26 protein-coding genes and 1 tRNA gene are annotated in these 25,920 nt (G+C 43.7%); 15 read left to right on the forward strand and 12 right to left on the reverse strand.

Going from position 1 to position 25,920, the window contains the following annotated elements:
* Positions 1-549 precede the first annotated feature (549 nt).
* The 7 genes from folB to ACYQ0Y_RS01080 all read left to right on the forward strand — a co-directional run bounded on the left by folB (position 550) and on the right by ACYQ0Y_RS01080 (position 6,802).
* On the forward strand, positions 550-915 hold the full coding sequence (gene folB / locus ACYQ0Y_RS01050) for a dihydroneopterin aldolase (RefSeq protein ID WP_407882179.1): 366 nt from the start codon (positions 550-552) through the stop codon (positions 913-915).
* Positions 912-1,400, forward strand: a complete 489-nt coding sequence (gene folK, locus ACYQ0Y_RS01055) for a 2-amino-4-hydroxy-6-hydroxymethyldihydropteridine diphosphokinase (RefSeq protein WP_407882180.1) — start codon at positions 912-914, stop codon at positions 1,398-1,400. Before folB ends, folK begins: the two co-directional genes overlap by 4 nt.
* 15 nt (positions 1,401-1,415) lie before the next feature.
* A complete protein-coding gene (folE, locus tag ACYQ0Y_RS01060) occupies positions 1,416-1,997 on the forward strand; it encodes a GTP cyclohydrolase I FolE (RefSeq protein WP_407882181.1) in 582 nt (193 codons plus the stop codon).
* Positions 1,978-3,315, forward strand: a complete 1,338-nt coding sequence (locus ACYQ0Y_RS01065; RefSeq protein ID WP_407882182.1) for a bifunctional folylpolyglutamate synthase/dihydrofolate synthase — start codon at positions 1,978-1,980, stop codon at positions 3,313-3,315. Before folE ends, ACYQ0Y_RS01065 begins: the two co-directional genes overlap by 20 nt.
* Positions 3,308-3,931: a non-canonical purine NTP pyrophosphatase gene (locus ACYQ0Y_RS01070; RefSeq protein ID WP_407882183.1), complete on the forward strand. Its 624-nt coding sequence runs from the start codon at positions 3,308-3,310 to the stop codon at positions 3,929-3,931. The genes ACYQ0Y_RS01065 and ACYQ0Y_RS01070 overlap by 8 nt, the downstream gene beginning before the upstream one ends.
* A gap of 43 nt (positions 3,932-3,974) precedes the next feature.
* Complete coding sequence (gene folP, locus ACYQ0Y_RS01075; RefSeq protein WP_407882184.1) at positions 3,975-5,126, forward strand: dihydropteroate synthase; 1,152 nt, start codon at positions 3,975-3,977, stop codon at positions 5,124-5,126.
* Between the two features lie 116 nt (positions 5,127-5,242).
* On the forward strand, positions 5,243-6,802 hold the full coding sequence (locus ACYQ0Y_RS01080) for a UDP-N-acetylmuramoyl-L-alanyl-D-glutamate--2,6-diaminopimelate ligase (RefSeq protein ID WP_407882185.1): 1,560 nt from the start codon (positions 5,243-5,245) through the stop codon (positions 6,800-6,802).
* Positions 6,803-6,878: 76 nt separating this feature from the next.
* Here the strand turns inward: ACYQ0Y_RS01080 and ACYQ0Y_RS01085 are convergent, their stop codons facing one another.
* Complete coding sequence (locus ACYQ0Y_RS01085) at positions 6,879-7,223, reverse strand: hypothetical protein (protein WP_407882186.1); 345 nt, start codon at positions 7,221-7,223, stop codon at positions 6,879-6,881.
* A gap of 155 nt (positions 7,224-7,378) precedes the next feature.
* Here ACYQ0Y_RS01085 and ACYQ0Y_RS01090 point away from each other — a divergent pair, with 155 nt between their 5' ends.
* From ACYQ0Y_RS01090 to ACYQ0Y_RS01100, 3 genes are all read left to right on the forward strand, one after another.
* Positions 7,379-8,785 carry an MATE family efflux transporter gene (locus ACYQ0Y_RS01090; protein WP_407882187.1) on the forward strand — a complete coding sequence of 469 codons (1,407 nt, stop codon included), beginning with the start codon at positions 7,379-7,381 and terminating at the stop codon, positions 8,783-8,785.
* Between the two features lie 95 nt (positions 8,786-8,880).
* Complete coding sequence (locus ACYQ0Y_RS01095; protein WP_407882188.1) at positions 8,881-9,141, forward strand: DUF2187 domain-containing protein; 261 nt, start codon at positions 8,881-8,883, stop codon at positions 9,139-9,141.
* A gap of 429 nt (positions 9,142-9,570) precedes the next feature.
* Positions 9,571-10,926: an amino acid permease gene (locus ACYQ0Y_RS01100; RefSeq protein WP_407882189.1), complete on the forward strand. Its 1,356-nt coding sequence runs from the start codon at positions 9,571-9,573 to the stop codon at positions 10,924-10,926.
* A gap of 281 nt (positions 10,927-11,207) precedes the next feature.
* Here ACYQ0Y_RS01100 and ACYQ0Y_RS01105 read toward each other — a convergent pair whose 3' ends face one another.
* From ACYQ0Y_RS01105 to rbsD, 10 genes are all read right to left on the reverse strand, one after another.
* Positions 11,208-11,759 carry a TMEM175 family protein gene (locus ACYQ0Y_RS01105; protein WP_407882190.1) on the reverse strand — a complete coding sequence of 184 codons (552 nt, stop codon included), beginning with the start codon at positions 11,757-11,759 and terminating at the stop codon, positions 11,208-11,210.
* 199 nt (positions 11,760-11,958) lie between these two features.
* Positions 11,959-12,029: transfer RNA gene (locus ACYQ0Y_RS01110), tRNA-Gly, on the reverse strand.
* A gap of 86 nt (positions 12,030-12,115) precedes the next feature.
* The gene (locus ACYQ0Y_RS01115) at positions 12,116-12,742 is read right to left on the reverse strand and encodes a helix-turn-helix transcriptional regulator (protein ID WP_407882191.1); all 627 of its coding nucleotides are present in this window, start codon (positions 12,740-12,742) and stop codon (positions 12,116-12,118) included.
* Positions 12,743-12,890: 148 nt separating this feature from the next.
* The gene (ppdK, locus tag ACYQ0Y_RS01120) at positions 12,891-15,527 is read right to left on the reverse strand and encodes a pyruvate, phosphate dikinase (RefSeq protein ID WP_407882192.1); all 2,637 of its coding nucleotides are present in this window, start codon (positions 15,525-15,527) and stop codon (positions 12,891-12,893) included.
* A gap of 165 nt (positions 15,528-15,692) precedes the next feature.
* On the reverse strand, positions 15,693-16,082 hold the full coding sequence (locus ACYQ0Y_RS01125; RefSeq protein ID WP_407882193.1) for a hypothetical protein: 390 nt from the start codon (positions 16,080-16,082) through the stop codon (positions 15,693-15,695).
* On the reverse strand, positions 16,063-16,395 hold the full coding sequence (locus tag ACYQ0Y_RS01130) for an acetyl-CoA carboxylase (protein WP_407882194.1): 333 nt from the start codon (positions 16,393-16,395) through the stop codon (positions 16,063-16,065). Before ACYQ0Y_RS01130 ends, ACYQ0Y_RS01125 begins: the two co-directional genes overlap by 20 nt.
* Complete coding sequence (locus tag ACYQ0Y_RS01135; protein WP_407882195.1) at positions 16,388-17,707, reverse strand: Y-family DNA polymerase; 1,320 nt, start codon at positions 17,705-17,707, stop codon at positions 16,388-16,390. Before ACYQ0Y_RS01135 ends, ACYQ0Y_RS01130 begins: the two co-directional genes overlap by 8 nt.
* Positions 17,708-17,858: 151 nt before the next feature.
* Complete coding sequence (locus ACYQ0Y_RS01140) at positions 17,859-18,905, reverse strand: DUF3114 domain-containing protein (RefSeq protein WP_407882196.1); 1,047 nt, start codon at positions 18,903-18,905, stop codon at positions 17,859-17,861.
* 141 nt (positions 18,906-19,046) lie between these two features.
* Positions 19,047-20,414, reverse strand: coding sequence for an L-fucose:H+ symporter permease (gene fucP, locus ACYQ0Y_RS01145; protein WP_407882197.1), 1,368 nt, complete (start codon positions 20,412-20,414; stop codon positions 19,047-19,049).
* A gap of 59 nt (positions 20,415-20,473) precedes the next feature.
* Positions 20,474-20,869, reverse strand: a complete 396-nt coding sequence (gene rbsD, locus ACYQ0Y_RS01150; RefSeq protein ID WP_407882198.1) for a D-ribose pyranase — start codon at positions 20,867-20,869, stop codon at positions 20,474-20,476.
* Between the two features lie 255 nt (positions 20,870-21,124).
* On the opposite strand from rbsD, the gene ACYQ0Y_RS01155 reads away from it, so the two are divergent.
* Together ACYQ0Y_RS01155 and ACYQ0Y_RS01160 are read left to right on the forward strand one after the other, a co-directional pair.
* Entirely contained in the window at positions 21,125-21,460 is a 336-nt protein-coding gene (locus ACYQ0Y_RS01155; RefSeq protein WP_407882199.1) for a thioredoxin family protein, read from the forward strand.
* 126 nt (positions 21,461-21,586) lie between these two features.
* A complete protein-coding gene (locus ACYQ0Y_RS01160) occupies positions 21,587-22,369 on the forward strand; it encodes an alpha/beta fold hydrolase (protein WP_407882200.1) in 783 nt (260 codons plus the stop codon).
* Positions 22,370-22,468: 99 nt separating this feature from the next.
* Here the strand turns inward: ACYQ0Y_RS01160 and ACYQ0Y_RS01165 are convergent, their stop codons facing one another.
* Positions 22,469-22,909 (reverse strand): OsmC family protein, encoded by a 441-nt coding sequence (locus tag ACYQ0Y_RS01165; RefSeq protein ID WP_407882201.1) that lies wholly within the window; start codon positions 22,907-22,909, stop codon positions 22,469-22,471.
* A 218-nt stretch (positions 22,910-23,127) separates the two neighbouring features.
* On the opposite strand from ACYQ0Y_RS01165, the gene ACYQ0Y_RS01170 reads away from it, so the two are divergent.
* The 3 genes from ACYQ0Y_RS01170 to citG all read left to right on the forward strand — a co-directional run bounded on the left by ACYQ0Y_RS01170 (position 23,128) and on the right by citG (position 25,859).
* Positions 23,128-24,285 (forward strand): NAD(P)-dependent malic enzyme, encoded by a 1,158-nt coding sequence (locus ACYQ0Y_RS01170; protein ID WP_407882202.1) that lies wholly within the window; start codon positions 23,128-23,130, stop codon positions 24,283-24,285.
* Between the two features lie 141 nt (positions 24,286-24,426).
* The gene (gene citX, locus ACYQ0Y_RS01175) at positions 24,427-24,984 is read left to right on the forward strand and encodes a citrate lyase holo-[acyl-carrier protein] synthase (RefSeq protein WP_407882203.1); all 558 of its coding nucleotides are present in this window, start codon (positions 24,427-24,429) and stop codon (positions 24,982-24,984) included.
* Complete coding sequence (gene citG, locus ACYQ0Y_RS01180) at positions 24,981-25,859, forward strand: triphosphoribosyl-dephospho-CoA synthase CitG (protein WP_407882204.1); 879 nt, start codon at positions 24,981-24,983, stop codon at positions 25,857-25,859. The genes citX and citG overlap by 4 nt, the downstream gene beginning before the upstream one ends.
* Positions 25,860-25,920 lie beyond the last annotated feature (61 nt).

Below are 25,920 nucleotides of genomic sequence, written 5' to 3' on the forward strand. Positions count from 1 at the left end.
GGCAGAAAATAATGACTAAGCAAAGGCCTGGTTTAGTTTTTGCACGACGGCTCACTAAACTTCAGCGTCTTTGCCAACCTTGCATGTTTCAAGTGTAGCGAGAACCACTTGTCTGTGACAACAAATGTGCCTAACTGGGAGCTTTGCCAATCTTTAAAAGAATCAATTTAGCTAAAAAAATCGCCGCTTTGCGCGACGATATTAGAAGGGTGACCGGCCAAGTCATGCACCTTGATGCGCGCATCCCTTGGACCATGGCTGGCGAACCATCTAAAGGCCATTGAGGGGGCCGATTTTGATGGCTTCGGTTTGGTAGCTGGCCCTCCTAGTGATTTTATTATAGGGAGTCCCTTGGCAAATCGGTTATTAAACGTGCTTCAAATATATTAGCTGCACTGGCTGTTGTTTATGTTGTTGGACGGGTTACCTTACAAACTGCTACGAGAATAAACAACTGTTGTTGGATTGATTTGAGAAGTGATTGACCCCGCATTTAAATAATGGCTGTGCTAAGATAAAACAAGATATTTGAGAAAAGAGCGTGACAAGATGGGCATGATTCGCATTAACAATATGAGTTTCCATACTTACAACGGGGTATATCCAGAAGAAAAAAAACTTGGTCAGCGATTAGAAGTCGATGTCGCATTAGCATATCCGATTGAGACAAAGGTGCATGACGATGATATTACCACGACCATTCACTATGGTCACGTCTACCAAGACATAGAAGATTATGTATTAAATCATCCATTTAACTTGATTGAATCACTCGCTAACCATTTATTAACGATGCTACAAACTAAATATCCACAGGCGGCCGGAGTGCAATTACGAGTTCGCAAGTATGCTGTGCCGATTGCAGGAATCTTTGACAATGTTGAAATTGAGGTGTCAGGAGGCGATTTAACATGACTACCGCTTACTTGAGCCTAGGATCTAATTTGGGTAACCGTCGTGTTCATTTGTTGGCCGCCATCGCACAATTACGGGCTTCAAGAGCGATCGCCCAGATTCGCGTGGCGCACTTTTATGAAACCCAACCAGTGGGTGGCGTCATTCAAGACAACTTTTTAAACACCGCCGTTGCCGTGGAGACAGAACTAAGTGCTGACCAATTATTGGAAAGCTTACATCGTTTAGAATATGCCGAGCATCGACGACGATTTGTGCATTGGGGGCCGCGCACCCTTGATATTGACATCATTTTTTTTGGCGACGAACATATTCATACGGACACTTTAACGATTCCGCATCCAGAGGCGGCCAATCGCAAATTTGTGCTCGTGCCATTATTAGAAATCAGTGGTCCTGATCGACAAATTCAACGGCAACTTGCCGATTGGCTGGCAGAGACCAATGATCAGACAGAAATTATTAAACTAGGCCGTGATGCCTGAATGGAGCATGATTGAATGACAGATGAACAAATAGCAACCGTAGCGGATGCCGTCAAAACGATCCTGACAGCGGTGGGAGAAGATGCTGATCGACCAGGATTACAGGAAACACCCAGGCGGGTTGCTAAGGCTTACAATGAAATGTTTTCTTCACTGACGGAACCGACGTTTACGGATTACAAATTATTTCATGAAACAGATAATGCAGATATGGTCGTAGTGGGGCAAATTCCTTTTTATTCGATGTGTGAGCATCATTTATTACCGTTCTTTGGTCGCATTAGCGTCGCATACGTGCCTACTGATGGGACCATCATTGGACTTAGCAAGATTCCTCGGCTAATCGATTTTGTCACCCACCGACCAACCGTTCAGGAAAACGTGACTAATGCAATTGCCACAGAATTGACGCGGATTCTAAATCCGGCTGGCGTGGCGGTGAGTGTGGCAGCTCGGCACATGTGCATGGAGATGCGTGGGATTAACAAGACTGGTTCAGTCACCCAAACGGCCAAGTATCTAGGTGCTTTTGCAAGCGACCAAGCTTTAAAACAGGAATTTTTAATGAGGGCCGAACATGGCAACCTTAACCTATGATCAACTTATAAATCAATTAAATCGGGCCATGCTCGCTGGGGAGGCTGACCGGGTTCCCTTGTTGCGTCGAGTCTTGGCACAGGTTGGTCATCCCGATCAACAAGCACCACGAATTCATGTGGTTGGGACTAACGGTAAGGGCTCGACGGTAGCGCTGTTAGCACGAACTATTCAAGCTGGCGGTTATCGTGTAGGGGTCTTTGCTAGCCCAGCCATCCTTGATCAACGTGAGCAGTTGACGATTAATGGGAAAATGATTGAAAAAACGGTGTTTGTTCACTGTTATGAACAATTGCTGCCCGCTGTTGAAGCGGTCGTTGGTGCTGCAGATCGATTCACTATTTTTGAATGGTTATTTTTAATTGCGATGCAGTGGTTTGCCAATCAACACGTAGACTTGATGATTATCGAAGCCGGTTTAGGCGGTCAGTTTGACGCGACTAACGCGATTACGGTGCCATTAATTAGTGTCTTTACCCATATTGCCCTAGATCATACTCGATTACTGGGGCAAACAATTGGTGAAATTGCGACCAATAAGGCGGGCATTATTAAGCCACAAACGACGGTCGTAATTGCGCCCCACCAGGCGGTAGAAGCAACCGTCGCTATTCAAAAAATTGCGAGTGCGCAACACGTCGACGTGATCACGGCATCGTTAGCAGGGTTCAGTCACATTCACCTTGGCTTAGATGAGACGACATTGACCATGGAGAGTTCGTTGGGACATTGGTCAGGTATTAGCTTAAATCTCATTGGTCGTCATCAATTAGCGACTGCCGCTACTGTGTTGGCTGTTTTGGTTCAGTTAAACCAACGCGGGTGGCGACTAGGTGAAGATGCGGTCCGCAGTGGGTTTAAAGAAGTTCATTTGCTGGGCCGTTTCACTCAGGTACCTGCAACTTGGCAACATCCGGCGTTAGTTCTAGATGGCGCTCATAATCCTGATGCAATGGCAGCGCTGGTGGCTACCCTGCGTGAGCTCGCGCCGAATCAGAAATTCACGCTGGTTTTGGGCTTTCTGGTCGATAAAAATATTCTAGCTATGTTAACGATGTTGCTACCGCTAGCAGACAATGTTATTTTAACGACCCCGGATCAGCCTGCACGAGCGCTGGCGGTTGATGATTTGGCCGAATTAGTCGCCGACGAAATCGGTAGACTGACATTATCGGATTTAACCGTTTATCAGGCCGCTGACATGAACGAGGTCCGCCAATTATTGCAAGCTTCGTGGCTGACCACGACAACGCCAATTGTTGTGACGGGCAGCTTTTATTTGATTCGTGCACTAGAGGAGGCGGGGCTTGATGGCTAAATCGACTAAACCGCTACTTGTTGCTGCGACCAATAATCCGTTTAAGTTTGCGGAGTTAGCTCGTACTTTTACGGCAAGTGGCTACTCGTTACAACCGTATTGGCAATATCTTGGTCGACAGCATTTCCCCACTGAAGGGACGAAAAATTTCACTGATAACGCGACTGGAAAGGCCGAATTTATTGCGAAGCAGCTTCCAGAAGCTATCGTAATCGGCGATGATAGCGGCTTGTTTATTGATGCGCTCCCAGATCACTTTGGTGTGACAACGATTCGTGAGTTAAATGAGCATGCCAAAACGGATGCACAGATGAATCAATATATTATTGACTTGTTGGCACCAACGCAGGCATCGCGGCAAGCAAGGTTAACAACGACTTTGACGGTGGTAACGCCCAATGGTTCGTCTTTTTCGAGAACTGGGTGGACGACGTTTACGATTCCTTTTCAACCGATCGGATTGTATAGCCATGGGTTTGATCGCATTATGTGGTTACCTGAGATTGGATTGACCTTAGCACAACTACCGGATCAGGCGCGCATCCCGTTTACACCACGTGGTCGTGTGGTGCCCCAAGTGATTCATGAATTAGTCTTACGTGATGATTTTAAATAAAAATTTTGATAACACGACCTGTTAATTTAAGGAGTTATGAGCAATGATTGTAACCACATTGACAAGTCCTGCTAAAGATTTGGCAGGGATTGCTTTAAAAGCTAGTCTAGAACGGCAAGAAAAGCTTGCACTGTCATTTAGTGAGTTGACTGAAAGCGAACGCCAACAGTTAATGGTCCTGTTAGATAACCTAGATGCCATCGTTGTTTCGTCACCGATGGCGGTTGAAACGCTGATTGATAACGGCGCATTACTAACTTTGACGACCCAATTGCATAAACAATTTCATCAAGCGACAGTGGATCAAGCAATGATTGCCATTCGTGAAGCCCGTGAAGTTCATTGGCGGGCGGGCAGATTTGATTTCAAAACATCCAGCAAACCGGTTATTTATGGCATTTTAAATGTTACCCCTGATTCTTTTTATGATGGTGGTCGCTATCAAGAACCAACAGCTGTCTTAAACCATGTTACGGCGATGGTTGAAGCCGGTGCCGATGTAATTGAAATTGGTGGACAAACGACACGACCGGGTTTTACTCCCATTGATGCAACGACGGAAATGACACGAGTTGTCCCACTTTTACGTGCCATCAAGCAACATTTTCCTGAAGTCGCCATCGCCGTCGACACATACAAGTATCCAGTTATGAAAGCAGTCTTAGATGAAGGTGTGGACATCATTAACGATGTGAATGCTTTTACGGATGACCCAGCCAAGCTGACGCTCTTAGCGCCGCAAGCCGTGGGACTGTTAACGATGCATGCGAGCCGTGGTAAAGAATATCAGAATTTAACCCAAGCAATGTCCCATTTCTTTTCGGAAAATTTAGCCGCATTGACGGCTGCAGGGATTGATCGTGAACGAATTGCGTTGGATCAGGGTATTGGCTATGCCAAAATTGCCGATGGTTATCAGGATTTCACGATGATGCGGAATCTTGATCGCTTTCTTAATTTGAAACGACCGCTGATGATTGCAATTTCACGGAAGGGGTTTGGCCATAAATTGTTTGGCCTTGCTAAGGATGATCGCTTATCGGTGACGTTGGTTGCAGAGGCTTATATGTATTTACATGGCGGGCGAATTTTGCGTGTCCATGACGTTTCAGAGACGGTCCAATTGGTCAAGCTGCTCCAAACGATTGAACAGAGTTTTTGGTTTCCTGATCGTGAAGAACCGAGACAAGTTTAAACCAAGGTTAATTAGCTTTTCTTAAAATGACTGCGGATCAATCATCCAGCAGTCGTTTTTAATTCCGGCTAGTGTATAATTGGAGACTAAGAAATTAAAGGGAAGTTTGATTATTCATGGCAAAACAAAACTTAACCGCTGAACAAATTGAAACCATCTTGCGGGAACATGATCTATTAGTGAAGCTGGTCAATCCGCATGAAGCGACTAACTTCACCGCGATTACTTATGATTCGCGAACTGCTACGCCGGCGAGTCTATTTTTCTGTAAGGGTGCGTTTAAACCGGCTTATTTACAAGCAGCTGTGGATGCCGGGGCGATTGGCTATGTGGCTGAGCAGGCCGACACCATGCAGACCATCACCGGATTTATTGTCACTAATATTCAACAAGCAATGGCCTTATTGAGCGCCGCCTTTTTTGGCTACCCACAAAATGAACTATTTATCGTTGCCTTCACTGGAACTAAGGGTAAAACGACCTCCGCTTACTTTACCCGAGGAATGTTGCAAGCTGCCACGAACCAAAAGACCGCTTTGTTTTCCACGATTGATCGTATTCTAGGACCCCGTCCAGAACAAGAATTCAAGTCAGATTTAACGACACCTGAATCGTTGGACTTATTTCATGACATGCGCGAGGCAGTCGATTCTGGCATGACACATCTGGTGATGGAGGTCTCCTCTCAAGCTTATAAAAAGAATCGTGTTTATGGCTTGACCTATGATGTTGGCATCTTCTTGAATATTACGCCGGATCACATTGGGCGTAATGAGCACCCAACATTTGCGGACTATTTGCACTGCAAATTGCAGTTACTCGTGAATTCAAAACGCTGTATCATTAATGCCGAAACTGATCACTTAAATGATGTCTATCAAGCAGCTAAGGCGACGACCCAACCTGAGAATATTTATTTATATGCACGAACGGGGTATCAGCCTAGCGTGGACGTGCCGCTCGATTTTCGGTTTGAAAGTAACGAAGATAATTTAAAGGATGCTAAATTTACGCTAACAACAGTTGCCACCAAGCGACGCAAATTGGCGTTAGATGGGGAGTATCAACTGGCAATTCCAGGTGATTATAACGAAAATAATGCTGTTGCTGCCATCATTGCTGCTGGTTTAGCCGGCGCGACGGTGGGTCAAGCCCAGCAGGCGTTACCCACCATTACGGTACCAGGACGTTTTGAATCAATCATGACGCATCAACACGGAACAATTTTTGTTGACTATGCGCATAATTATGCGTCGGTTAAAGCATTATTATCCTTTTTAAGAAAACAATATGTCGATAGTCGGGTAATTGTCGTGGTCGGTAGCCCTGGAGACAAAGGAATCTCTAGGCGTGAAGGGTTTGGTAAGGCGCTTAGTGAAGAAGCTGATGTTGCCTATTTGACTGCCGATGATCCAGGGTTTGAAGACCCAGTTGCAATTGCTCAACAAATTGAAGCACATATTGATCATCAGCGGGTGACAGTCCATACTCAAATTGATCGGCCAACAGCGATTCGGCAGGCAATTTTAGCCAGTCGCCCAAATGACGTGGTAGTTCTAGCAGCTAAAGGTGAAGATCCTTATCAGAAAGTACGTGGCGTGGACACGCCGTACCCAACTGACATGGCCGTTGCGAAGGCGGTTGTGGCTGAAATTGAACTGGATACGCAAGCATAAAAACAGCGTGCCTCACGGTTGATTGATAAAATCAACGTGGAGGGCACGCTTTTGATTATGGACGATTTGAAGTAGCTCAAAAGGCTAATGTTAAAGTGGCATATATCGTCAAGACTAAGCAAATTGCTAATCCCCAAAGCCAGCTAGCGTCAACATGAGTCTCTTGCTTGTGGGCAAAGATAAACTCAACCAGTAAGGCAGCAATAAGCACCAACGTAATTTGACCCAAAGTCCAGACTAACTTAATTTGCCAAGTGGAGACATCATTGATAATGCTGATGACGAATAGCGTTAAATATGCCAGGCGACTCAACATCAGCCACAATTTGACACGTTTTTCGGTTGAACTGAAGCGACCAATTAAGACAAAAATGAAAAGAACAAGTGTGATGCCGACCGCAACATTGAATAATTCGTGCATAACAATTCCTTTCATTCATTGAAAAGTAGCCGGTCAGTTTTTGATTAATAACCGCTGCTTTTGCTTGACATGTTTCATCGCCTATCATAACATGTTCAAATTGCATTATTGATCTTAGATCGTGATTTAATTATTGAGAGATTGGGAGGCGGCCTATGCAAGACCTAACCAGCGGGAAGCCGCTGAAATTAATTTTCTTATTCACTATGCCATTATTAATCGGAAATCTATTTCAGCAACTTTATAATATTTCTGATACTTTAGTGGTCGGGCAGACATTAGGTGTCAATGCACTTGCCGCGGTGGGGTCAACTGGCTCGATCAGTTTTCTGATCATCGGATTCGCTCAAGGTTTGACGGCTGGTCTCTCAATCGTAACGGCTCAGCGATTTGGCGCTCGTGATACAAAAGGCGTCCGCGAGAGTTTCGCGGCAAGTATTTGGATCAGCTTATTTGTGACCATTATTTTGACAGTTTTGTCGTTAGCGTTCGTGCATCCAATTCTTCACCTGATGCAGACACCGAGCGCCATCTATGCAGATGCACAAACATTTATTTCAATTATTTTCGCTGGGATTTTTGCGTCAGTGGCCTTTAACTTGTTATCAAACATGATTCGAAGTTTAGGTGATTCGCGGACACCACTATATTTTTTAATTGCAGGGACAGTTATCAACGTTGTCTTGGAATTAATTTTTATCCTCGGCCTCCATTTGGGGGTTGCAGGAGCTGGTTATGCGACAGTGATTTCCCAGTTAATTGCGAGTGGCTTATGTATTGGTTACATTGTCCGTCAAGTACCGCTCTTACAAATTACACGGCAGGATCTACGTGCGGGATTATCTCAATTGGGCACTCATATTGCGACGGGACTACCGATGGGTTTTCAAATGTCGATTATCGCAATTGGAGCGATCGTTATGCAAGCCGCGTTAAATAGTTTAGGAACGGCTTCAGTGGCTTCTTCAACAGCAGCAAGTAAAATCGACCAAATCGCAACGATGCCAATGGCTTCGTTCGGTGTAACGATGGCAACCTTTGCCGCGCAGAATATGGGGGCTGGGCAGTATGAACGGATTATCAAAGGAGTGCGTCAGACATTGATTTTGTCGGGAACATTTGCCATTGTAGTGGGGGCCGGTGAAATTGTTTTTGGGCGTTGGTTAGTCGGTTTATTCATTAATGGCCACGATGAACAGGTTTTACATTTATCACAAACTTACTTTAATGTGATTGCCAGCAGTTATGTGTTATTATCCGTGCTGTTTATTATTCGAAATACTTTGCAGGGTGTTGGACAACAAGCAATGCCGACATTTGCAGGGATCGCTGAATTGGTGATGCGGACAGCGACAGCCTTCTTTTTAGTGGGTCCATTGGGCTATGCAGGAGCCGTTTCTGCTGAACCGTTGGCTTGGTTAGGCTCATGTTTAGTCCTAATTCCTTCATATATGCGTGCTATTCGGCAGTTACACAACTTGCAATACATGCATGATCAAAACGAAGCTGCGAAACAAACTGAACGGGTGCAAACATCAGCGATACCTGAACACGATAGTTGAAATATTAAGCTATCTTTGGTACGATACACACTCGTATGTACGATAATAACCGCAGCTACTGTGAAGAACGGCTAAGCGGGCTAGGGGTGAAATGAATGGCTGAATTACATGTTGGTGATGTTGTTACGGCGAAGAAATTTGGACCGTTTGAACACGACTTTGGTGGTGAGCTGGAGAAAGTTTACGAAAATTCAGCATTGGTCCTAATCGATGATTACAACGATGGGGATAGCATGACGGTCAGCGAAATGAATCGACGAGCTGTTGTGAAAAAAGATGCGATTAAGGTGATCAAAGCTGCGCCGGTTCCTGAACCTGCCGAAGATGATGACGATCCTGATCAGGATAACGCCTAATCATTTATTAAAGATGTTTCGATTGCTTCATTGCGGTTAATTACTGGCAATGAAGCTTTTTTATCGCCTTTTATTAAAATTAAAATGAGAATCTAGTTGACACAAATCTCATTGTATTATAATATCAGCACAACACAAACATTGTTGCTAACCTGGTTAAACAGAGTCGCTAAGTCGTTGCGTTCAGCGAGTGTCGTCAGATGAAAGGACATCGTGACCGCTTAGTTAAAGGTTTAATGAGTGCGTGGCTTTTACGAGAGTCACCGGGCGCCATCCGCTATCTTGGCACCAGCTACGTTTAGAGGCGTGGTTGGGAGGAATGACTCGTCATTCAAACTAAGGTGGTACCACGTCCAAAAACGTCCTTGGAATCTAATTTGATTCTGAGGACGTTTTCTTTTTATCAACCATTAGGAAAGGGGTCTTTTTATGGCCAAAACAACGCAGACACAACTGAAACGTACCCTAACCAGCCGCCACATCACAATGCTGGCATTGGGTGGTGCAATTGGGGCAGGGCTGTTCAAAGGAAGTGCCAGCGCTGTACATACGGCCGGGCCGTCCGTTATCTTGTCCTATCTGTTAGGTGGCCTGATCTTACTTTTTATCATGCAAGGCATGGCTGAAATGGCGGCAAATAACCCAGGAGCAACCGGATTTTCGGGACTATTAGCCCCAATCCTCGGGCCCTTTGCAGCCTATTTAATTGATTGGGCTTACTTTACCATGTGGTTCTTAGACATTACGGCCGAAGCGATTGCGGCAGCCAGTTTTATCCAAATTTGGTGGCCCCAGTTATCGACATGGTTGATTGTCTTAGTGGTTGCTGTGATAATTTCGGGGGTTAATTTACTATCCGTGCGCTGGTTCGCTGAAACGGAATATTGGTTAGCCATTATGAAAATTACTGTTATCGTATTTTTTATTGTCACAGGATTATTCTTGATTGGTCACAATATGATGACAACACAACATGCTTTTGCCAATCTGACCATACATGGTGGCTTCTTTCCTCATGGTAGTTTTGGCTTTTTAAGCGCGATGTTGATTGTGATTTATTCGTTTGCTGGTTCTGAGCTGATTGGGATCACTTTAGGGGAGGTGCAGGACCCACAAAAGGTAATTCCTCGGGCGGTACATGGGATTATGTTTCGCATCATTTCCTTTTACTTGATTCCATTTTTTATCATTGTTACCTTATTTCCGTGGGATCAATTGACCGACAAGGTGAGCCCGTTTGTGGCAGTGTTTAGGTTATTAAACGTCCCATATGCTGGTGATATCGTTAATTTTGTGATTATCTTAGCGCTGATTTCGTCGATTAATTCTGGTATTTATTCTGCTTCACGGTTGCTGTTTGTTCAAAATCAGCGCAATCGGCGGCAAACATCGATAACCAAAGCGTTAGTCCGTCTAAACAAGCATTCTGTACCATATATGTCTGTTCTAGTTTGCTCAGGATCGCTATTTTTTGGGGTAATGCTATCGTTTTTTATTGGTAATGATTTATTTAATGATCTCGTTGGCTCAATCAGTTACACCATTCTCGTGATCTGGATTCTTTTGTGTCTTGGTCATATCCGTAGTCGACAGGTGGCTTTTGATGCGACCACCTACCATGTCAGTTTTTACCCGCTGACCTCCTACTTTGCCTTAATCTCACTGGTATTAGTTTTTTTCGGTATCTTGTTTTCAACGAGTATCATTGTGACTGGGATAACTGCTTTAATCTATGCTGGTTTATGCAGTTACTACTACTTCACACAACGAGCCAGTCGATATTAAAATCAATGATCGATCTGATGGCGTTTGGTTGCTACGATTGTCATCTCATTCGGTAGTTTCAACCAACTGAGTGGCCTTGAATATGGCTGACTAGTTAGCGTTTGAAAAGGATAAAGTGTCGTCATTTATGGGCAAAAATAAAGACGACCACCGAAGTGATCGCCTGGAATGATCCCAAACGGATAAGTTCAGGACTGATTAAGTGTAGCACAGTGAATGACTTAAGGAAAATAAAAGTTGGGACATTAGAGACAAATCAGTCCGTTAAAATAACGTTTGCATTACTTTTCGTGGGTGATGAAATGAGGAAAAGTCCATAATAAAACATTTGAAATTAAACCAATAAAGACAAAAGGCGGCCACCACAAAGTAATGGCAAGTGATAACAAGTTGATTGCTAAGGAAAGCCACTCTAGAGAGGTGCGGGACTTAATTAGATTAGCATGGCGAGAAATGTGTTCTCGAAGTAGACCAAATGAAACATTATAACAGACAATGTTAACTGCGTATAAAGTTGCCGGCACGTGGGCATTAATGTCGGAGCCCACCCAAGCTGTCGTGGCTGGTAAAATTGATGACCAAAATAGCAAGTTAATGTTAAGCCAAAGGGTTATATTTGTAATTGAGGCCACTTTTAAAAATAAATAATGATGGTTGACCCACATCGTCGAAATTAAGATGAATGAGAAGATATAAGCAAAAAATTGAGGCGCTAGGGCAATTAGGGCATTCAAAGAGTGATCAGTGTTTGGTAAATGAAGTTCTAGCACTAAAATGGTTAGGACAATGGCCAAAACACCATCGGTAAAAGTTTCTAAACGATTTTTAGTCAAAAAAACACCTCTGGATAAACACGTTCACAAGTCAATTTGTTAGTTTAATGTTAGTGAGAGAAGCCGGCAACCATGGTTGAAGGTTGAGAGCTAGATTAGTTATCTGTCCCCAGCACTCGTCTTTTAAACAGAAAAGCCAAACAAAAAGCACTTCATTTAAGAAGTGCTTTTTACACAGCATGATTAAATGATACAAAAAAGCGGGTGACGAGAATCGGACTCGCGACACAAGCTTGGGAAGCTTGGATTTTACCACTAAACTACACCCGCAAACTTTCAACTTATATAGTTTAGCATAGCGTCAAAATTATGTCAGCAGCGTTTCGAAAAAAACTGCAATTTTCTCAAATAATGCTTTATCGATTAACCTCGTTACCAATTTCCATAAACCGTTGGAAAATCCGATTCTTAGTAATTTTACCGACAACTTGTGTTTGATCATCCGGATTAACAACGGGTAGTGAGTCGACTTTGTGTGTTAGCAGTAAGTTACCGACATGAATAATTGATGTCTGTGGTGTTACGGTGATAACGTTAGGCATGCGGGTCATGATCATGCTAGCCAGCATAGCATCAGAATCCGCATTATTAAGGCTGGCACGCAGTAAATCCTTTCGCGAAATGAGTCCTTGAAGGTGATGCTTATTGTCCACAACGTACAATGACCCGACATCTTGCAAGAATAGCTTGCTGACAGCTTCTTGGAGTGTTGTATCGGCTTGTATTTCAGTTGCTGGTAAGAGAATATTAGCGATTTGTGTTTCGTATAGATCATGATATTGCAATTTGGCCATTTGTTGACCAGAATACATGTAACCAACTTTAGGTTTAGCGGTGAGTTCTCCAACCGCTGTCAATAGCCGAAGATCGCCGCGAATGGTGGGTACAGCTAAATTTAAACGATCTGCGATGGTTTCTCCGGTGAGTGGGCTGTTTTCTTTTAACATTTGAATAATGGCTTTTTGCCGATTCGTAAAATTCATGCTGTTTTCTCCGATTATTTATTTGTCACTACTGTTATTATAGGCGGTTATTGGTTGTTTCTCAATATGACGTTATATTTAACTTAAAAACGACTTGGTTACCTTTAGATTGAGGTAGCCGAGTCGTTTTAAGCATGAAGTAATTGGTTTAGATGGTTTGTAAGGTTGGCTCAATTGCGCGCAGATGCGCTTGGGCAGCAGCTAAACGCGCGACTGGAACACGATAAGGTGAACAAGAAACGTAGGTTACGCCAAGCTGCTCAAAGAAGTTGATCGAAGCAGGATCACCACCGACTTCGCCGCAAACACCGATTGGTAAGTCAGGTTTCGTTTTGCGTCCACCATCCACAGCTAGTTGCATCAAAGCACCAACACCGTCGACATCAATTGTTTGGAACGGATCTGCCGGTAGAATGCCTTGTTCTAGATAGGCGGGCAAGAAAGAGCCAATATCATCGCGAGAATATCCGAAAGTTAGTTGAGTTAAGTCGTTAGTTCCAAAGCTAAAGAAGTCCGCAGCTTCGGCAACTTGGTCGGCCGTTACACAAGCTCGTGGCATTTCCATCATGGTGCCAACAGTGTAGTCGACGGTCCAATGTTGGTCGGCCAAGGCAGCATCGATTTGGTCAACCACGAGTTGACGAACCCATGCCAATTCAGTTTTCGAATCAGTTAGTGGAATCATGATGTGTGGATTGACGATAAGACCCTCTTGATGCAGACGAATGACGGCATTCATAATGGCTTGGATTTGCATTTGATAAATATCAGGAAATGTCACGGCTAGACGATCTCCACGATGACCCAGCATTGGATTAGCTTCTTTTAAAGATGTGACGCGAGCACGTAATTGTTCGGGATCAATTTCGAGTTGATTAGCAACTTGATGGAGTTCGACCTCATCATGAGGTAAAAATTCATGTAATGGTGGATCGAGAAGCCGAATTGTCACTGATTTTCCGTTGGCCAACTGATATAGTTCATAAAAATCATTCTGTTGCATGTCTAATAATTTTGCGAGCGGATCTTTACGGCCAGCAGCGTCTTCAGCAATAATTAATCGGCGCATTTGGAGTAATCGCTCAGGTTTGAAGAACATATGCTCTGTTCGGGTCAATCCGATCCCATCTGCATCAAAGGCCAAAGCTTTTTTGAAATCAGCTGGTGTATCAGCATTGGTGTAAACCCCAAGTTTGGCAGTGGCTTTGGCCCAAACCAATAATTGTGCTAGATTTTCATCTATGGCGGCCTCGGTCGTTGGAAGTTGATCTAGATATAAGTTTCCCGCGGTCCCATCGACTGAGACCCAATCACCTTCATCGATTGTCAACCCATTGACGTGAGCAACCTTTTGGATCTCGTCAATTTGTAACGCACTAGCACCAACGATGCTAGTGGCGCCCATACCACGAGCAACAACGGCCGCATGTGACGTCATGCCGCCTCGCGCCGTGACAATTGCTTCACTGACTACCATGCCATCAATATCTTCAGGCGAGGTATCTTGACGCATTAAGATTACATGTTGATGGGCATTGTCATGGGCCTCTTTGGCAGCAGCAGCAGTGAAATAGACTTGACCACTGGCAGCTCCAGGTGAGGCGGGAAGTCCAGTAGCGATAATTTCATGATCAAAGAGTGACTGTGCTTCGAAGGATGCGTGGAGCATGCTATTGACTAACTCTGGTTGAATTCGCATGAGCGCCTCATTTTGGCTAATCAGACCTTCTTTGACAAAATCAACGACAATTTTCACCGCGGCAGCCGGGGTTCGTTTCCCGTTGCGAGCTTGAAGCATGAACAGCCGACCATTTTCAATGGTGAATTCGACATCTTGCATATCGCGATAGTGAGTCTCAAGAGTATTGGAAATGTCTTGTAATTGATCGTATAGGTGGGGCAGAGTTTCTGCCAAGGTATTCAATGGTTGCGGAGTTCGAATACCAGAGACGACATCTTCGCCTTGGGCATTAAGGAGATATTCGCCAAACAAAACGTTGGCCCCAGTGGCCGGATTACGCGTGAAAGCGACGCCAGTACCAGAACGGTCACCAATATTTCCGAAAACCATTTCTTGAATATTAACCGCTGTTCCTAGCGTATCAGGAATATTATTTTCTTGACGATAAACTTCCGCCCGATGATTATGCCATGAATCAAAGACAGCGGTGATGGCCGTTAAGATCTGTTCATGTGGGTCCTGAGGGAAACGACCAACTGTCGATTGTTCATAGAGGGCTTTAAATTCAGTTACGATCGTCTTTAAGTCAGCAGCTGTGAGATCTAAATCAGATTGGTAATGTTGCTGTTGTTTGATTTTGGTTAAGATATCATCAAAGGCAGATTCGGCAATACCATAAACAACATTGCCAAACATCGCCAGTAGCCGTCGATAACTATCATAAGCGAACCGCTCATTATTTGTTAAACGGGCTAGCGCAATGACGGTTTGGTCGTTTAAACCGATATTTAAAATCGTATCCATCATTCCTGGCATTGAGATGGGGGCTCCTGAGCGTACAGAAACAAGTAACGGGTTCGTCGTACTGTCGAATTTTTTTTCAGTAAGTTGACTTAAATCAATTAAGGCTTGGTCCAGATCATGCAAGAGACTAGACGTTAGTTGATGATGAGCCTGAAAGTCGTGGCAGGCGGCGGTGGTGATGGTAAAGCCACTAGGAACTGGCAGCCCCAAATTAGTCATCTCGGCCAGGTTAGCACCTTTACCGCCTAATAAATCACGCATTGAACGATTTCCTTCAGCAAACGCATAGATTTGTTTCATCACATATCACCTTTCATCGATAAATATAACATAACATTCATGAGCATCATGGTACATTACGATGACTAATATTGCAAGCGCTTTCTTTAGTGCTTTGATGCATTAAAAATTTTGGACGTTGCAATCAGGTTAATGTGATGCGGTTCTTAGTATAAGTATGTCGTGCTATTCGTCCCTGGGTAAAATTTCGATATGACGGATTTCACTAATGGCGACGCTTTGCTTATGACTTAAATAGACATTATTTTCTTGATAGCCAAGTACAGCTCCCGTGATATCAGCCATGAGTTGACCATCGCTACGGTGGGAGAGGCATTGAATGCTGACATGCTGGTGTTTAGTAAATGCTTGTGCCAAGATTTTCGTAATGGTCATGGTGCTTTGTTGTGGCTTGGCAAGGTGGTGTTCATGCTTAATCGCAGCCTCTTTTTTGAGGGCACTTGTATGATCAGAAAGATAATATCCTTGCCATTTAAGCATGCCACGATCGACATAATCATGATCAAAGAAAGCTTGAACAACTTTAGGATCATATTTATAAGGTTCGTTCTTCATCGGCATCTTTCTTTCGTTGAATAATTCGCTGGGAACGTGGCCAGCGCTGACCAGTAAAACCTTTAAAATGTTGCGTAAGTTGCGTATGTTGTTGAACACCATTGATGATGGTTTCTAGGTAGCCTAAATCATGCCGTTCGATTGTATGCAATGGTGTAGATCGGGTACGATGCGCTTTTTGGCGTGATTCAAAAAAGAAATTGTAAGTTTGATCATAAGCATCATCGACGATAAGCAACCAGTAGCGAACCCGTGGTGCACGGACAAATAGGGCGTCAATACGGTTACAGATAAGGTTGAGATCATTAGTCATAAGCATTCCCTCCATTATGGCCACCTACCAGTGTCGTACGATTAATCGCTGTTCCACCAGGTAACGTGCTGCGGGCAAAGATTGCGGACCGAAATCCAAAACGTTCACGCAGATAATCTACCATGGCTTCAAACTGTTCATTTTTTTGTTGACGCTGAGGATCGACAAACAAATCAAGCTGTTGGCCAGTGTTTGGACGTAAGCTGCTGGTATAAACCGCAACATTACGAATCGTTTGTCCTGCCCAGTGATTGTGAAATGCGGTTAATAACGCCGCGACCAATGACTGATTATGGTCGGTTGGTTCAATCCGAATCGCTTGGTGAAAACCGTCACGTCCATCCGTTTTACTAGCTGCATAAGAAAAACCGACGCTAAGGGTGATGCAACCAGCGAGCTGGTGATGGTGGCGTAACCGTGCCCCTACTTGTTCACCGATTTCTTTAATGACGGTTTCGATTTCATACTGATTATTATAGTCACGTGGGAGAACCTGGGAGTTGCCGATACTGGCTTCATGGACAGGGACAAGTTGCCGTAATTGTGATCGATCGATTCCCCAAGACAAGGCAAACAATTGTGTTCCGATCATCCCTAGTTCAGCCTTTAAGGCATAAGGATTGTAATGAGCAAGCTCGACCATGGAATGAATGTCCATTCGCTTAAGGTGTTGTGCAGTGCGCCTGCCAATGCTCCAAACAGCGTCAAGTTTAGTGATCGGCCAAATTTTTTCAGGAACTGTCTGATATCGAATTTCACCAATTAGATCAGGCGCGTGTTTGGCATACAGGTCTAGGGCTAATTTGGCTTGAATCGGGTTTTCACCGATCCCAACAGTCACATAAAGTCCCAGTTCGCGCCGAATAGTATCTTGGATCATATGAGCGACCGCCAAGGGTTGGTCACCAAATAAACGCCAAGAGTGGGTTAAATCTAAAATTGATTCATCAATGGAATAGGGCCACAAATCCTCATCAGCTACAAAGCGTCGATAAATATTATTGATTTGTAAATTACGTTTGATGTATAAATTCATTCGCGGGGGAACGACGAGAATGTCTTCATCTTGCGGTAAATCCCGTTGGCGAGAAACATTGGCCTTTAGCCCATAGCGGCGTTTAGCTTCCGGAGAAGTTGCCAAAATCAACCCGCCATTTGTGTTAGCCTGCTCACTCATAACCACTAAGCACGTGATCAAAGGGTCTAAATCACGCATAGAAGCTTCAACACTGGCATAAAAGGATTTGTTGTCAATCAAAAAGAAGACGCCGTGGGGCTCGTTTTGATCATCGTAATCATACGTTTCGTACATTAAGATCACCTCACTTCGACATAAGTATGTCTTGATGATACAAACGTATGTTCCCCTTTGTCAAGGGGGGACTGTCTTAAAAATATAAACAGCAAAAAAATCCGCTTCGTCAATGAGTATGACAAAGCGGTGAAATGCTTGGGATGGTGATTTAATTGTTGGATTGTTCAACGGCGGCATCGTATTGCTGTTGTAATAGCGTGATTGCAGCAGGTTCACTACGCGGAGCAGTGTAAGGCTTCATGGCTAAACGACGAACCATTGGATCATTGTCACCATAGTGAACGTCAAATAGTTCATGGATACTATCAGTTTGCCCGTAATCATTACGGTCCGCATAATTAAATGAGGCACCATTGATGATGGCGTTTCGCTCCTCAATCGTTAAGTTACGAACATAATTGGGAACGTCAGTGACGGTCGCTAATTGTGCCAATGGAATAACCAAAAAAGTTGGGATGGGAACTGGCGTAATGATGAATTCACTGTGAAAGTTGACTAAACGTTTAAAGTTAGCGGTAGGCAACGCCGGTAAAACACCGCGGGCTAACATTTCAGGCACCTTATTGTGTAGTCGTGATGAACTTGCTTGACTACTAGCTTGACCGTGTCGTCGCGCATCTCGATCAAAATTAATCAGTGCCTCTAAGTCAGTTTGACCAGTTTGTTGAAAATTTTGTCGAATATAGGCCACATTATGCGCATCGATGTAATAACGCAGTTGATGTACGATTCGCGTATTTGAATCATCTAGTGCTAATCCATTAGGAAACGCCGTACGAACCGTTTGCGCTAATTGATCCCAAAAAGCGTCGTTGGGTGCCAACTGTTCAGCAAAGTCACGATCCAAGATTAAATCGCCTGTGGTTTGGCTTAAGTGAGCCCCAAGCGTGGTCAAGACGTGCCCTAATTTATCAGCAGCGGAAAGGGTACTAGCCGCGAATAGTTGCGAGAACAAGGGGCTGCCAGTCTGAACGCTAGCAGCACGCCACGTGTCAAATTGAGTTGTGAGATTGGTATCGTTAACTTGATGCGCAATCTGTTTGGCTAGCGCGGCAATAGCTGCTTCATCCCAATGATCATGATCGGCTAAAGTTACCAATAAGTCGTACGTACCATCCACATAGTTTGGCATGTTTGAACTAGACAAACTAACCGGGGGTTGAATAAAAGAAATTAATGTTTGACGTTGAACCATGGCACAAGCCTCCTGATGTATTAGAACAAGCCTACCATAAAAGTAGTGCACTAGGTGGATTTCAGGCGCTTCATTATTTTTTGAACAAACCACATCCGATTTTTCATAATTAGAAATGAAATTAAAAAGTAGTTTTGTTCATCAGTGTTCCTGCACTGTTTGTGGATGCGCCTTTTCGTAACGATATTCAAAATAGAAATATAAAGTAATGTATAAATAACATAGTGCTGGCACGACAAATGAAAATTGCATGGATCCCGACAGATCAGAAACGATACCTTGAATAGCTGGAACAATTGCGCCACCGATCAGCGCCATTACGATTACGGCACCGGCTGTTTCTGTATGTTGCTTTTCGTGAACTTGATCTAACGTGTGGGTATAGATTGTCGGCCATTCAGGACCAAAGAAAAAGCTGGTCATGATGGCAGCGTAGACTGCAATCATATTTGGAACCGTGAAAGTAACAATTAAGGATAAAACCCCGAGCAACGAATAGGTGACTAAGGTTCCGGTAATTGAATACTTACTCATAAAGTAGTTGGCGATTAGTTTTCCCATGAACCAAGCAATATACGAGTAAATCATGAAGGTTGAGGCCGCGCTATCAGTGATCTTGGGGTTAATGTTCAACGCTAACCGAATCGTGAAAGACCAAACCGTGGTCTGCAGACCAGCATAAATAAATTGGGTGAAGACCCCTTTTTTAAAGCCGCTATTATGCCAAAGATAGCGCAAGGTTTCACTAAGGGTTGGTTGTTTCTCTTCAACCATGGTGTTATCAGCGTTAACTTGAGTGGCTTTTGCTTGTGGCATTGGAACCAGAGCGAAAGCAATTAACATGACTAAAAGCACGATCAGAATGTATTTATATGGGCGCAGCGTTAGTTGCAGCATTTGTTCGCCGTATGCGATTCGTGCAGCACCGTGCATATGAGCCATTTTTGCACTTAGATTACCAACGGCCCCAAAGATTAGAAACTTGCCAAGCAAAATGCCCGTAATATCACCGAGTGGCACCAAAGTTTGTGAGATGTTGAGGCGCAGGGTAGAGAACTTTTTCGGTCCTAACATTGAACTATAGGTGTCACTGGCCGTTTCTAAAAAGCTAAGGCCGATTGCAATCGCAAAAATAGCGACCAAAAACATGCTATAAGTTGCCACACGCGAAGCAGGGAAAAAGAGTGAACAGCCAATAATATAAAAGATAAGTCCGGTCATAATTGCAAATTTATAGCTAGCTTTTTTGATGACCAACGAAGCTGGTATGGCGATCAAAAAATAACCGCCATAAAAAGCACTTTGAACAAAGGCAGTGGCTGCGTCATTAAGCATGAAAACAGTCTTGAATTGGGTAATTAAGATATCGTTTAGGCTAGCGGCTGCACCCCAAAGTGGGAAAATTAGGGAGACCATTAAGTATTGAAAAATTGGTGTTTTGCTTAGATAACCATCGGAAAGTTGTTCCCAACCATGGTTTTTTTTGTTTTTTACTTGAGTTGCCTGCATGGTAATGCTCCTTAATTGATTTTAAAATTTGAGTAAAAGGTTTTACGGGGAAACCAGGCCTAAAAGGTAACTCCAGATTCTAAGATAATATTCGAGTAGGCCGACATTTCACCTGTTCGAACAAAGGCGTGCGTTTGCGCTAAGTCGCGTTTGAGTTCTACGTGTGGTAAAAATACAATCTCAATATCGGGTAATAATGCTTTAATTGCCGTCAGTTGCTTAGGATTAACTGTTTTTATTTCTTCGGCTAAATAAATCTTTTGCACGGCTAATTCGCTGAGAACATTCTCTAACACATCGATGAATCGTGGCAGATCTTTTGTCACCGCTAAATCGATCTTTTTTGTTCCCAGTGGTACAGGCATTCCAGCGTCACCAATGCTTAGCCAATCCATGTGGCCCATTCCAGCAATTACGGTTGATAATTCTGAATTAATGACGGTTGTTTTTTTCAAAATAAGGACTTCCTTTCGATTTGTCAGAGGGTTATAAATTAGACTAATTTGTAAAACGTTTTACTTAGCTCACTAACCAGCATTTGTTTTTGAAAACGCTATTAAAATTAGCATGTCATGTAACCGATTGCAATACTTTTTTCGTATATTTGTTAACGCGCTTGACTAGGAAGATTGTTTAAGAAGATAAACTTTGCGCTTGACATTTACTACCGTCGCTATAAAATAGTAAGTAAATCAAAGGAGGGTGCATTGATGACACCAATGGAAAACATGAGTAACGCAGAGTTAGATGATGTAATTAAGCGTGATGGTAAAGTGATGCTTTACTTTTCTGCAACTTGGTGCCCTGACTGTGCCTTTATTAAGCCAGTGATGCCCGATATTGAATCAAAGTACCGTCAATATCAATGGGTTCACGTTGACCGTGATGCCAACCTTGACTTTGCACAGGAACTTGGTGTCATGGGAATTCCGAGTTTTGTTGCTTTTGAAAATGGTCAAGAAATTGGTCGTTTTGCTAATGCCGATCGGAAAACACGACAAGAGGTTGAACAATTTATTGACTCCGTTGAAAGTCAACCTGCCTAAGTTAGAATTCGTTAATTCCAGCGTGATCACTTATTAAGTGATCACGCTTTTTTAGTGAGCGTTGGATGAAAGCTGATTGAAAAATGACAAAAGTGTTAAACTGGAAAGATGCTTAAGGAGGGTCTCATGTTTTTAACGATGAATGATGGTGTTAAATTAGCCTACACTGATCAAGGAACCGGTCAACCGATTGTGATTTTGACTGGCTTTGGTGGCGCTAAGGAAATTTGGCATGCACAGATTCCTGCGTTATTGGCCGCTGGGTATCGGGTTGTCAATGTCGATGCGCGTAATCAGGGACAATCACAGCATACTGTTAAAGGCCGCCGGATTAGTCGGCATGGGATGGACCTAGCGGAAGTGATCCAGCAATTAGAGCTTAAGCAAGTTGTTTTACTAGGCAATTCAATGGGCGCCGCCACAATCTTTGCCTATTTATCCTTATTTGGCGATGCAAATGTTGCTGCCGTGATTGATATTGATCAGAGTCCCAAGATGATTAACACACCAGATTGGCCATATGGTTTCAAGCAGGCAACATGGACCGATTATCCGGATTATTTCCGGATGCCTTTAGGGCCATCAACCTTCAAACATATTGATGACGAAACATTTGCATTAGTGCAGGAGGCTGCTCAAAGGGCGCCCTTTGATGCAAAACTAAATGAACCATTTTTGTTTGATCATGCTGCGGCAGACTGGCGGGATGTTGTTGCTCAGCTGAGCAAACCATTGCTGATATTGGCCGGTGCTCAGTCACCATACTTTAACCCGGATTTTGCGCCTGTAACTGCAGCAATGGCAGTTAAGGGTGAGGCTAGAATGATTCAACAGGCCGGCCACATTGTGATGGCCGAACAAAGTCAGGCGACTACTGAAGCAATCCTGTCATTTTTAAAACGTGTTTAACATCTTTGAAGAAGCGACAAAATAAACCTAGGTGATTGCCCGAATAACTTTGTTGGCAATCACCTAGGTTTATTCAGCATGTTTAATAATGCAGGAAAGCTAATCTTCCCAATGGTCAACCAATGTAAAGGTCACATTATTGCTACCGGAGACTAATTTTGAAACAGGACAGCGTGATTCAGCCAATTCAAACCAGGCTTGAGCGGTCTGTCGATCAACCTCATCGGTAGGAATATAGACGGTGACATCGACGAAAAATTGAAACCCATGGGTGTCGTGTGCTTGATCAACATCTGCTTTTACTTTAGTGCGATGTTCATAACCATCACGTTTTTCAATTGCTTCAAGTGTCGCATTAAAACATGTTGTTAGTGCAAGGCCGAGTAACTGTTCCGGATTAGTTCCTAAATGGTCGTTACTAGTGGTATTAATTTTCACGTCAATTTCATCCGCGCCCACGGCATAAGCATGGCCGATCAGACCATCTTCATTGATGAGCGTTGTGTGATAGGTTGTTCGTGGACGTTGAGATTTATCCATAATGATTTGATCCTCCCAGTGTTTTTACCAAAGTTAATTAGCTCTAGTTTAGCGAGTTGAAAGCGATTACGCAATTAATTTGAACGTCTGTGGCTGGATTAATCACGATAAAAAAGCGTAAATAGATATTTTTAAAAATGCAAAAACAGGTGACTTAATTTGCATTATTTAAAAATAACGGTATAGTTACACTGTAAAATTAAATCGGAGGCTTATAGATGGCAGATCAGTTAGATGAAGTTTTGAAGTTACACGCGCGTCATAATGGTGTGTTAGGAATCGAGTCAGAAATGGCTGTCAATAATCGCAGTGATTTAGGAAAAGCGTACACGCCCGGGGTGGCAGCCATTTCCAAACTGCTTGCAAAGGATCCGAGTTTACGTGATCGTTATACGCTCAGCGGTAAATTAGTCGCTGTTGTTTCAGACGGCTCGGCGGTCTTAGGCTTAGGCAATATTGGTCCGGCCGGCTCTTTACCCGTGATTGAAGGTAAATCGTTACTATATAAAGATTTAGCTGGTGTGAACGCTTTACCATTGTCGGTTGCGCAGGTATCAACGGATGAATTCGTGGCGACAGTTAAGAACATTGCTGGTAGTTTTGCTGGAATTCACCTTGAAGATATCGCCGCGCCGCGCTGTTTCGAAATTGAAGCGCGTTTAAGTCAGGAATTAGATATTCCTGTCTATCATGATGACCAAGAGGGTACTGCAGTGGTGGTTATGGCTGGCTTGTTGAATGCAGCCCGGGTGGTTGGCAAGGACTTCCATAACTTACGAGTTTTAATTAATGGTGCTGGCGCATCTGGGATTGCAACTGCTCGTTTGTTAGCCGCTGCGGGAATTAAACAGATCACCTTAGTCGACATCAATGGGGTTATTACGCCGGATGATCAGCGAGCTAATGCCTATCAACGTCAATTAGCTGCTCAATTAGGGTCTCATGTGAACGGTTCCACCTTGTCGCAGGCGATTATTGGCCAAGATGTTTTCATCGGCTTATCAGATGCCAATGTCCTCAGTGCAGAAGCGGTCCAAACGATGGCAGATCAGCCAATTATTTTCGGCTTGGCTAATCCCATACCAGAAATTGACCCTGACGTTGCTCAAAAGGCAGGCGCGGCAGTAATTGCGACTGGTTCTAGTCAATATCCTAATCAAGTCAATAACATCTTGGTCTTTCCGGGCTTATATAAAGGTCTTTTAAGTAGTGGGCTAAAAAAGGTGAGTCTAGAACTAGAGACCAACGTTGCCAATGCGTTAGCTAATATGGTTCAGGAGCCAAAATCAGAGCATATCGTACCCGGCGTATTTGATGAAGGCGTGGTAAAAACGGTCGCTGAAGCGGTGGTGGATTTTGCAAAGGCTAACGCGTAAGCTTAAGTTAAACTTGTGAGTTTTTCAGCCACCTTTTCTATAATTGCGGCTGTTTGCTATTAGCAAGTGATTCAAAGAAACGCGAGGACATCATTGTTGCGTATAATAGCTAATTATGATGAAAGTTGAGGCGGAGGAACAATGACCCAATCCATTTTTGCAACTGGTATCTCCCAATCGATTGCTGATGTGCTGGCCAACAAAGATCAGCGCGTTCAAAGCCAACGGCAATTGGCAAAGCGATATTCAGACCAGACGATTGTGACGCTCAAACTGAATATTCCTGGGCCAATCAAAAACAATGATGCGCTTACCCAAATTTTTGAAAAGGGGAAAAACATTTGGCAAGTAAGGCTTAATCAGGAACAGTTCGTGGTGACTGAAGTGCAACAATGGAACAAAGAAACTGGGTGTGAAAGTTTAATGGTCATTGATGGATCAGCACAAAGGTTGAAGCAATTTGCGGTGCGATTCGAAGATGAGACACCTTTGGGACGGTTATTTGATGTAGATGTATTGGTCAACGATGGTCAACGTTTGCAGGCATTGTCGCGGACACAACTGAATTTGCCGGTGCGTCAGTGTTTTATCTGTGGACGATCAGCAAAAGCTTGCGCTCGATCTCGACGACACAGTATTGAGGAATTACAGGGCTACATTAATAATGTCTATCACAAAACATTCGGGAAAACTTTATGACTGCTGAACTAAATGAGCGACAACAGCAAATTGAAAGATTAGGTCAGTTGGCCGTACAGGCGCTCATGATGGAAGTAACGGTCAATCCTAAACCCGGATTAGTCGATCCCGTTAATCAGGGACCACATCCAGACATGGATGTGTTCACGTTTATTACGAGTGCTATGAGCCTTCAATCGTATTTCAATCAAGCGGCTCGATTGGGTAGTCAGGCTGGTTTACAAGCCGGGCCCACCTTATTTGGACAGCTACGAGCCATTGGAAAAAAAGCTGAGACGAGCATGTTTACTGCAACGCACGGGGTTAATACACATAAAGGTGCGATTTTTTCATTAGGAATCATTGTGACGGCCGCTGGGGCAACAATTGATGTAGATAGCAATCTTCGATCAAATCAGATTTTTGATATAGCCAAGCAAATGTTAACTGGCGTATTGAAAAGTGATTTCACTAACTTATCCCACCGCGATCCGGAGTCGTTGACAGCCGGTGAACGTCAATTCTTAAAATATGGCAAAACTGGTATTCGTGGCGAAGCGACTGCAGGGTTTCCAACTGTTCGTGAATTGGCGCTGCCGTTTTTGCGACAAACAACTGGAACAACGATGGATCGGCTACTGGACACGTTAATTAAAATCGCTGGCGAAACAAGTGATTCAAATTTAATCAAACGTGCAGGAACACCAGCGATTACTCAGTGGATGAAGGAACAGAGCCGGCAATACTTTGCTCGTGGCGGCAGCAAAACAACCGCGGGACAAGCTTTTTTACATGACTTGAATCAAGTCTTCCTTGAGCGAGGGTTAAGCCTTGGTGGTTCGGCGGACTTACTCATCTTGACAATTTATTTTGGCTTGTTGGAAGACTTGTTTTAGATCGGTTGAACGAGTGAGTTTACAGGCGCATTAGTCGAAATGGACGCGCAGGGCCTCCGTT

The organism is Furfurilactobacillus curtus, assembly GCF_054657915.1.

What these genes read in the sequence shown, in the direction of transcription:
- ACYQ0Y_RS01090 (WP_407882187.1), top strand. Translation starts at nt 7,379, where the DNA reads ATGCAAGACCTAACCAGCGGGAAGCCGCTGAAATTAATTTTCTTATTC.
- ACYQ0Y_RS01070 (WP_407882183.1), top strand. Translation starts at nt 3,308, where the DNA reads ATGGCTAAATCGACTAAACCGCTACTTGTTGCTGCGACCAATAATCCG.
- citG (WP_407882204.1), top strand. Translation starts at nt 24,981, where the DNA reads ATGACTGCTGAACTAAATGAGCGACAACAGCAAATTGAAAGATTAGGT.
- folK (WP_407882180.1), top strand. Translation starts at nt 912, where the DNA reads ATGACTACCGCTTACTTGAGCCTAGGATCTAATTTGGGTAACCGTCGT.
- ACYQ0Y_RS01170 (WP_407882202.1), top strand. Translation starts at nt 23,128, where the DNA reads ATGGCAGATCAGTTAGATGAAGTTTTGAAGTTACACGCGCGTCATAAT.
- ppdK (WP_407882192.1), bottom strand. Translation starts at nt 15,527, where the DNA reads ATGAAACAAATCTATGCGTTTGCTGAAGGAAATCGTTCAATGCGTGAT.
- ACYQ0Y_RS01160 (WP_407882200.1), top strand. Translation starts at nt 21,587, where the DNA reads ATGTTTTTAACGATGAATGATGGTGTTAAATTAGCCTACACTGATCAA.
- ACYQ0Y_RS01125 (WP_407882193.1), bottom strand. Translation starts at nt 16,082, where the DNA reads ATGAAGAACGAACCTTATAAATATGATCCTAAAGTTGTTCAAGCTTTC.
- folE (WP_407882181.1), top strand. Translation starts at nt 1,416, where the DNA reads ATGACAGATGAACAAATAGCAACCGTAGCGGATGCCGTCAAAACGATC.
- citX (WP_407882203.1), top strand. Translation starts at nt 24,427, where the DNA reads ATGACCCAATCCATTTTTGCAACTGGTATCTCCCAATCGATTGCTGAT.
- ACYQ0Y_RS01115 (WP_407882191.1), bottom strand. Translation starts at nt 12,742, where the DNA reads ATGAATTTTACGAATCGGCAAAAAGCCATTATTCAAATGTTAAAAGAA.
- ACYQ0Y_RS01095 (WP_407882188.1), top strand. Translation starts at nt 8,881, where the DNA reads ATGGCTGAATTACATGTTGGTGATGTTGTTACGGCGAAGAAATTTGGA.
- folB (WP_407882179.1), top strand. Translation starts at nt 550, where the DNA reads ATGGGCATGATTCGCATTAACAATATGAGTTTCCATACTTACAACGGG.
- ACYQ0Y_RS01135 (WP_407882195.1), bottom strand. Translation starts at nt 17,707, where the DNA reads ATGTACGAAACGTATGATTACGATGATCAAAACGAGCCCCACGGCGTC.
- ACYQ0Y_RS01080 (WP_407882185.1), top strand. Translation starts at nt 5,243, where the DNA reads ATGGCAAAACAAAACTTAACCGCTGAACAAATTGAAACCATCTTGCGG.
- ACYQ0Y_RS01065 (WP_407882182.1), top strand. Translation starts at nt 1,978, where the DNA reads ATGGCAACCTTAACCTATGATCAACTTATAAATCAATTAAATCGGGCC.
- fucP (WP_407882197.1), bottom strand. Translation starts at nt 20,414, where the DNA reads ATGCAGGCAACTCAAGTAAAAAACAAAAAAAACCATGGTTGGGAACAA.
- ACYQ0Y_RS01155 (WP_407882199.1), top strand. Translation starts at nt 21,125, where the DNA reads ATGACACCAATGGAAAACATGAGTAACGCAGAGTTAGATGATGTAATT.
- ACYQ0Y_RS01130 (WP_407882194.1), bottom strand. Translation starts at nt 16,395, where the DNA reads ATGACTAATGATCTCAACCTTATCTGTAACCGTATTGACGCCCTATTT.
- ACYQ0Y_RS01100 (WP_407882189.1), top strand. Translation starts at nt 9,571, where the DNA reads ATGGCCAAAACAACGCAGACACAACTGAAACGTACCCTAACCAGCCGC.
- ACYQ0Y_RS01165 (WP_407882201.1), bottom strand. Translation starts at nt 22,909, where the DNA reads ATGGATAAATCTCAACGTCCACGAACAACCTATCACACAACGCTCATC.
- folP (WP_407882184.1), top strand. Translation starts at nt 3,975, where the DNA reads ATGATTGTAACCACATTGACAAGTCCTGCTAAAGATTTGGCAGGGATT.
- ACYQ0Y_RS01140 (WP_407882196.1), bottom strand. Translation starts at nt 18,905, where the DNA reads ATGGTTCAACGTCAAACATTAATTTCTTTTATTCAACCCCCGGTTAGT.
- ACYQ0Y_RS01085 (WP_407882186.1), bottom strand. Translation starts at nt 7,223, where the DNA reads ATGCACGAATTATTCAATGTTGCGGTCGGCATCACACTTGTTCTTTTC.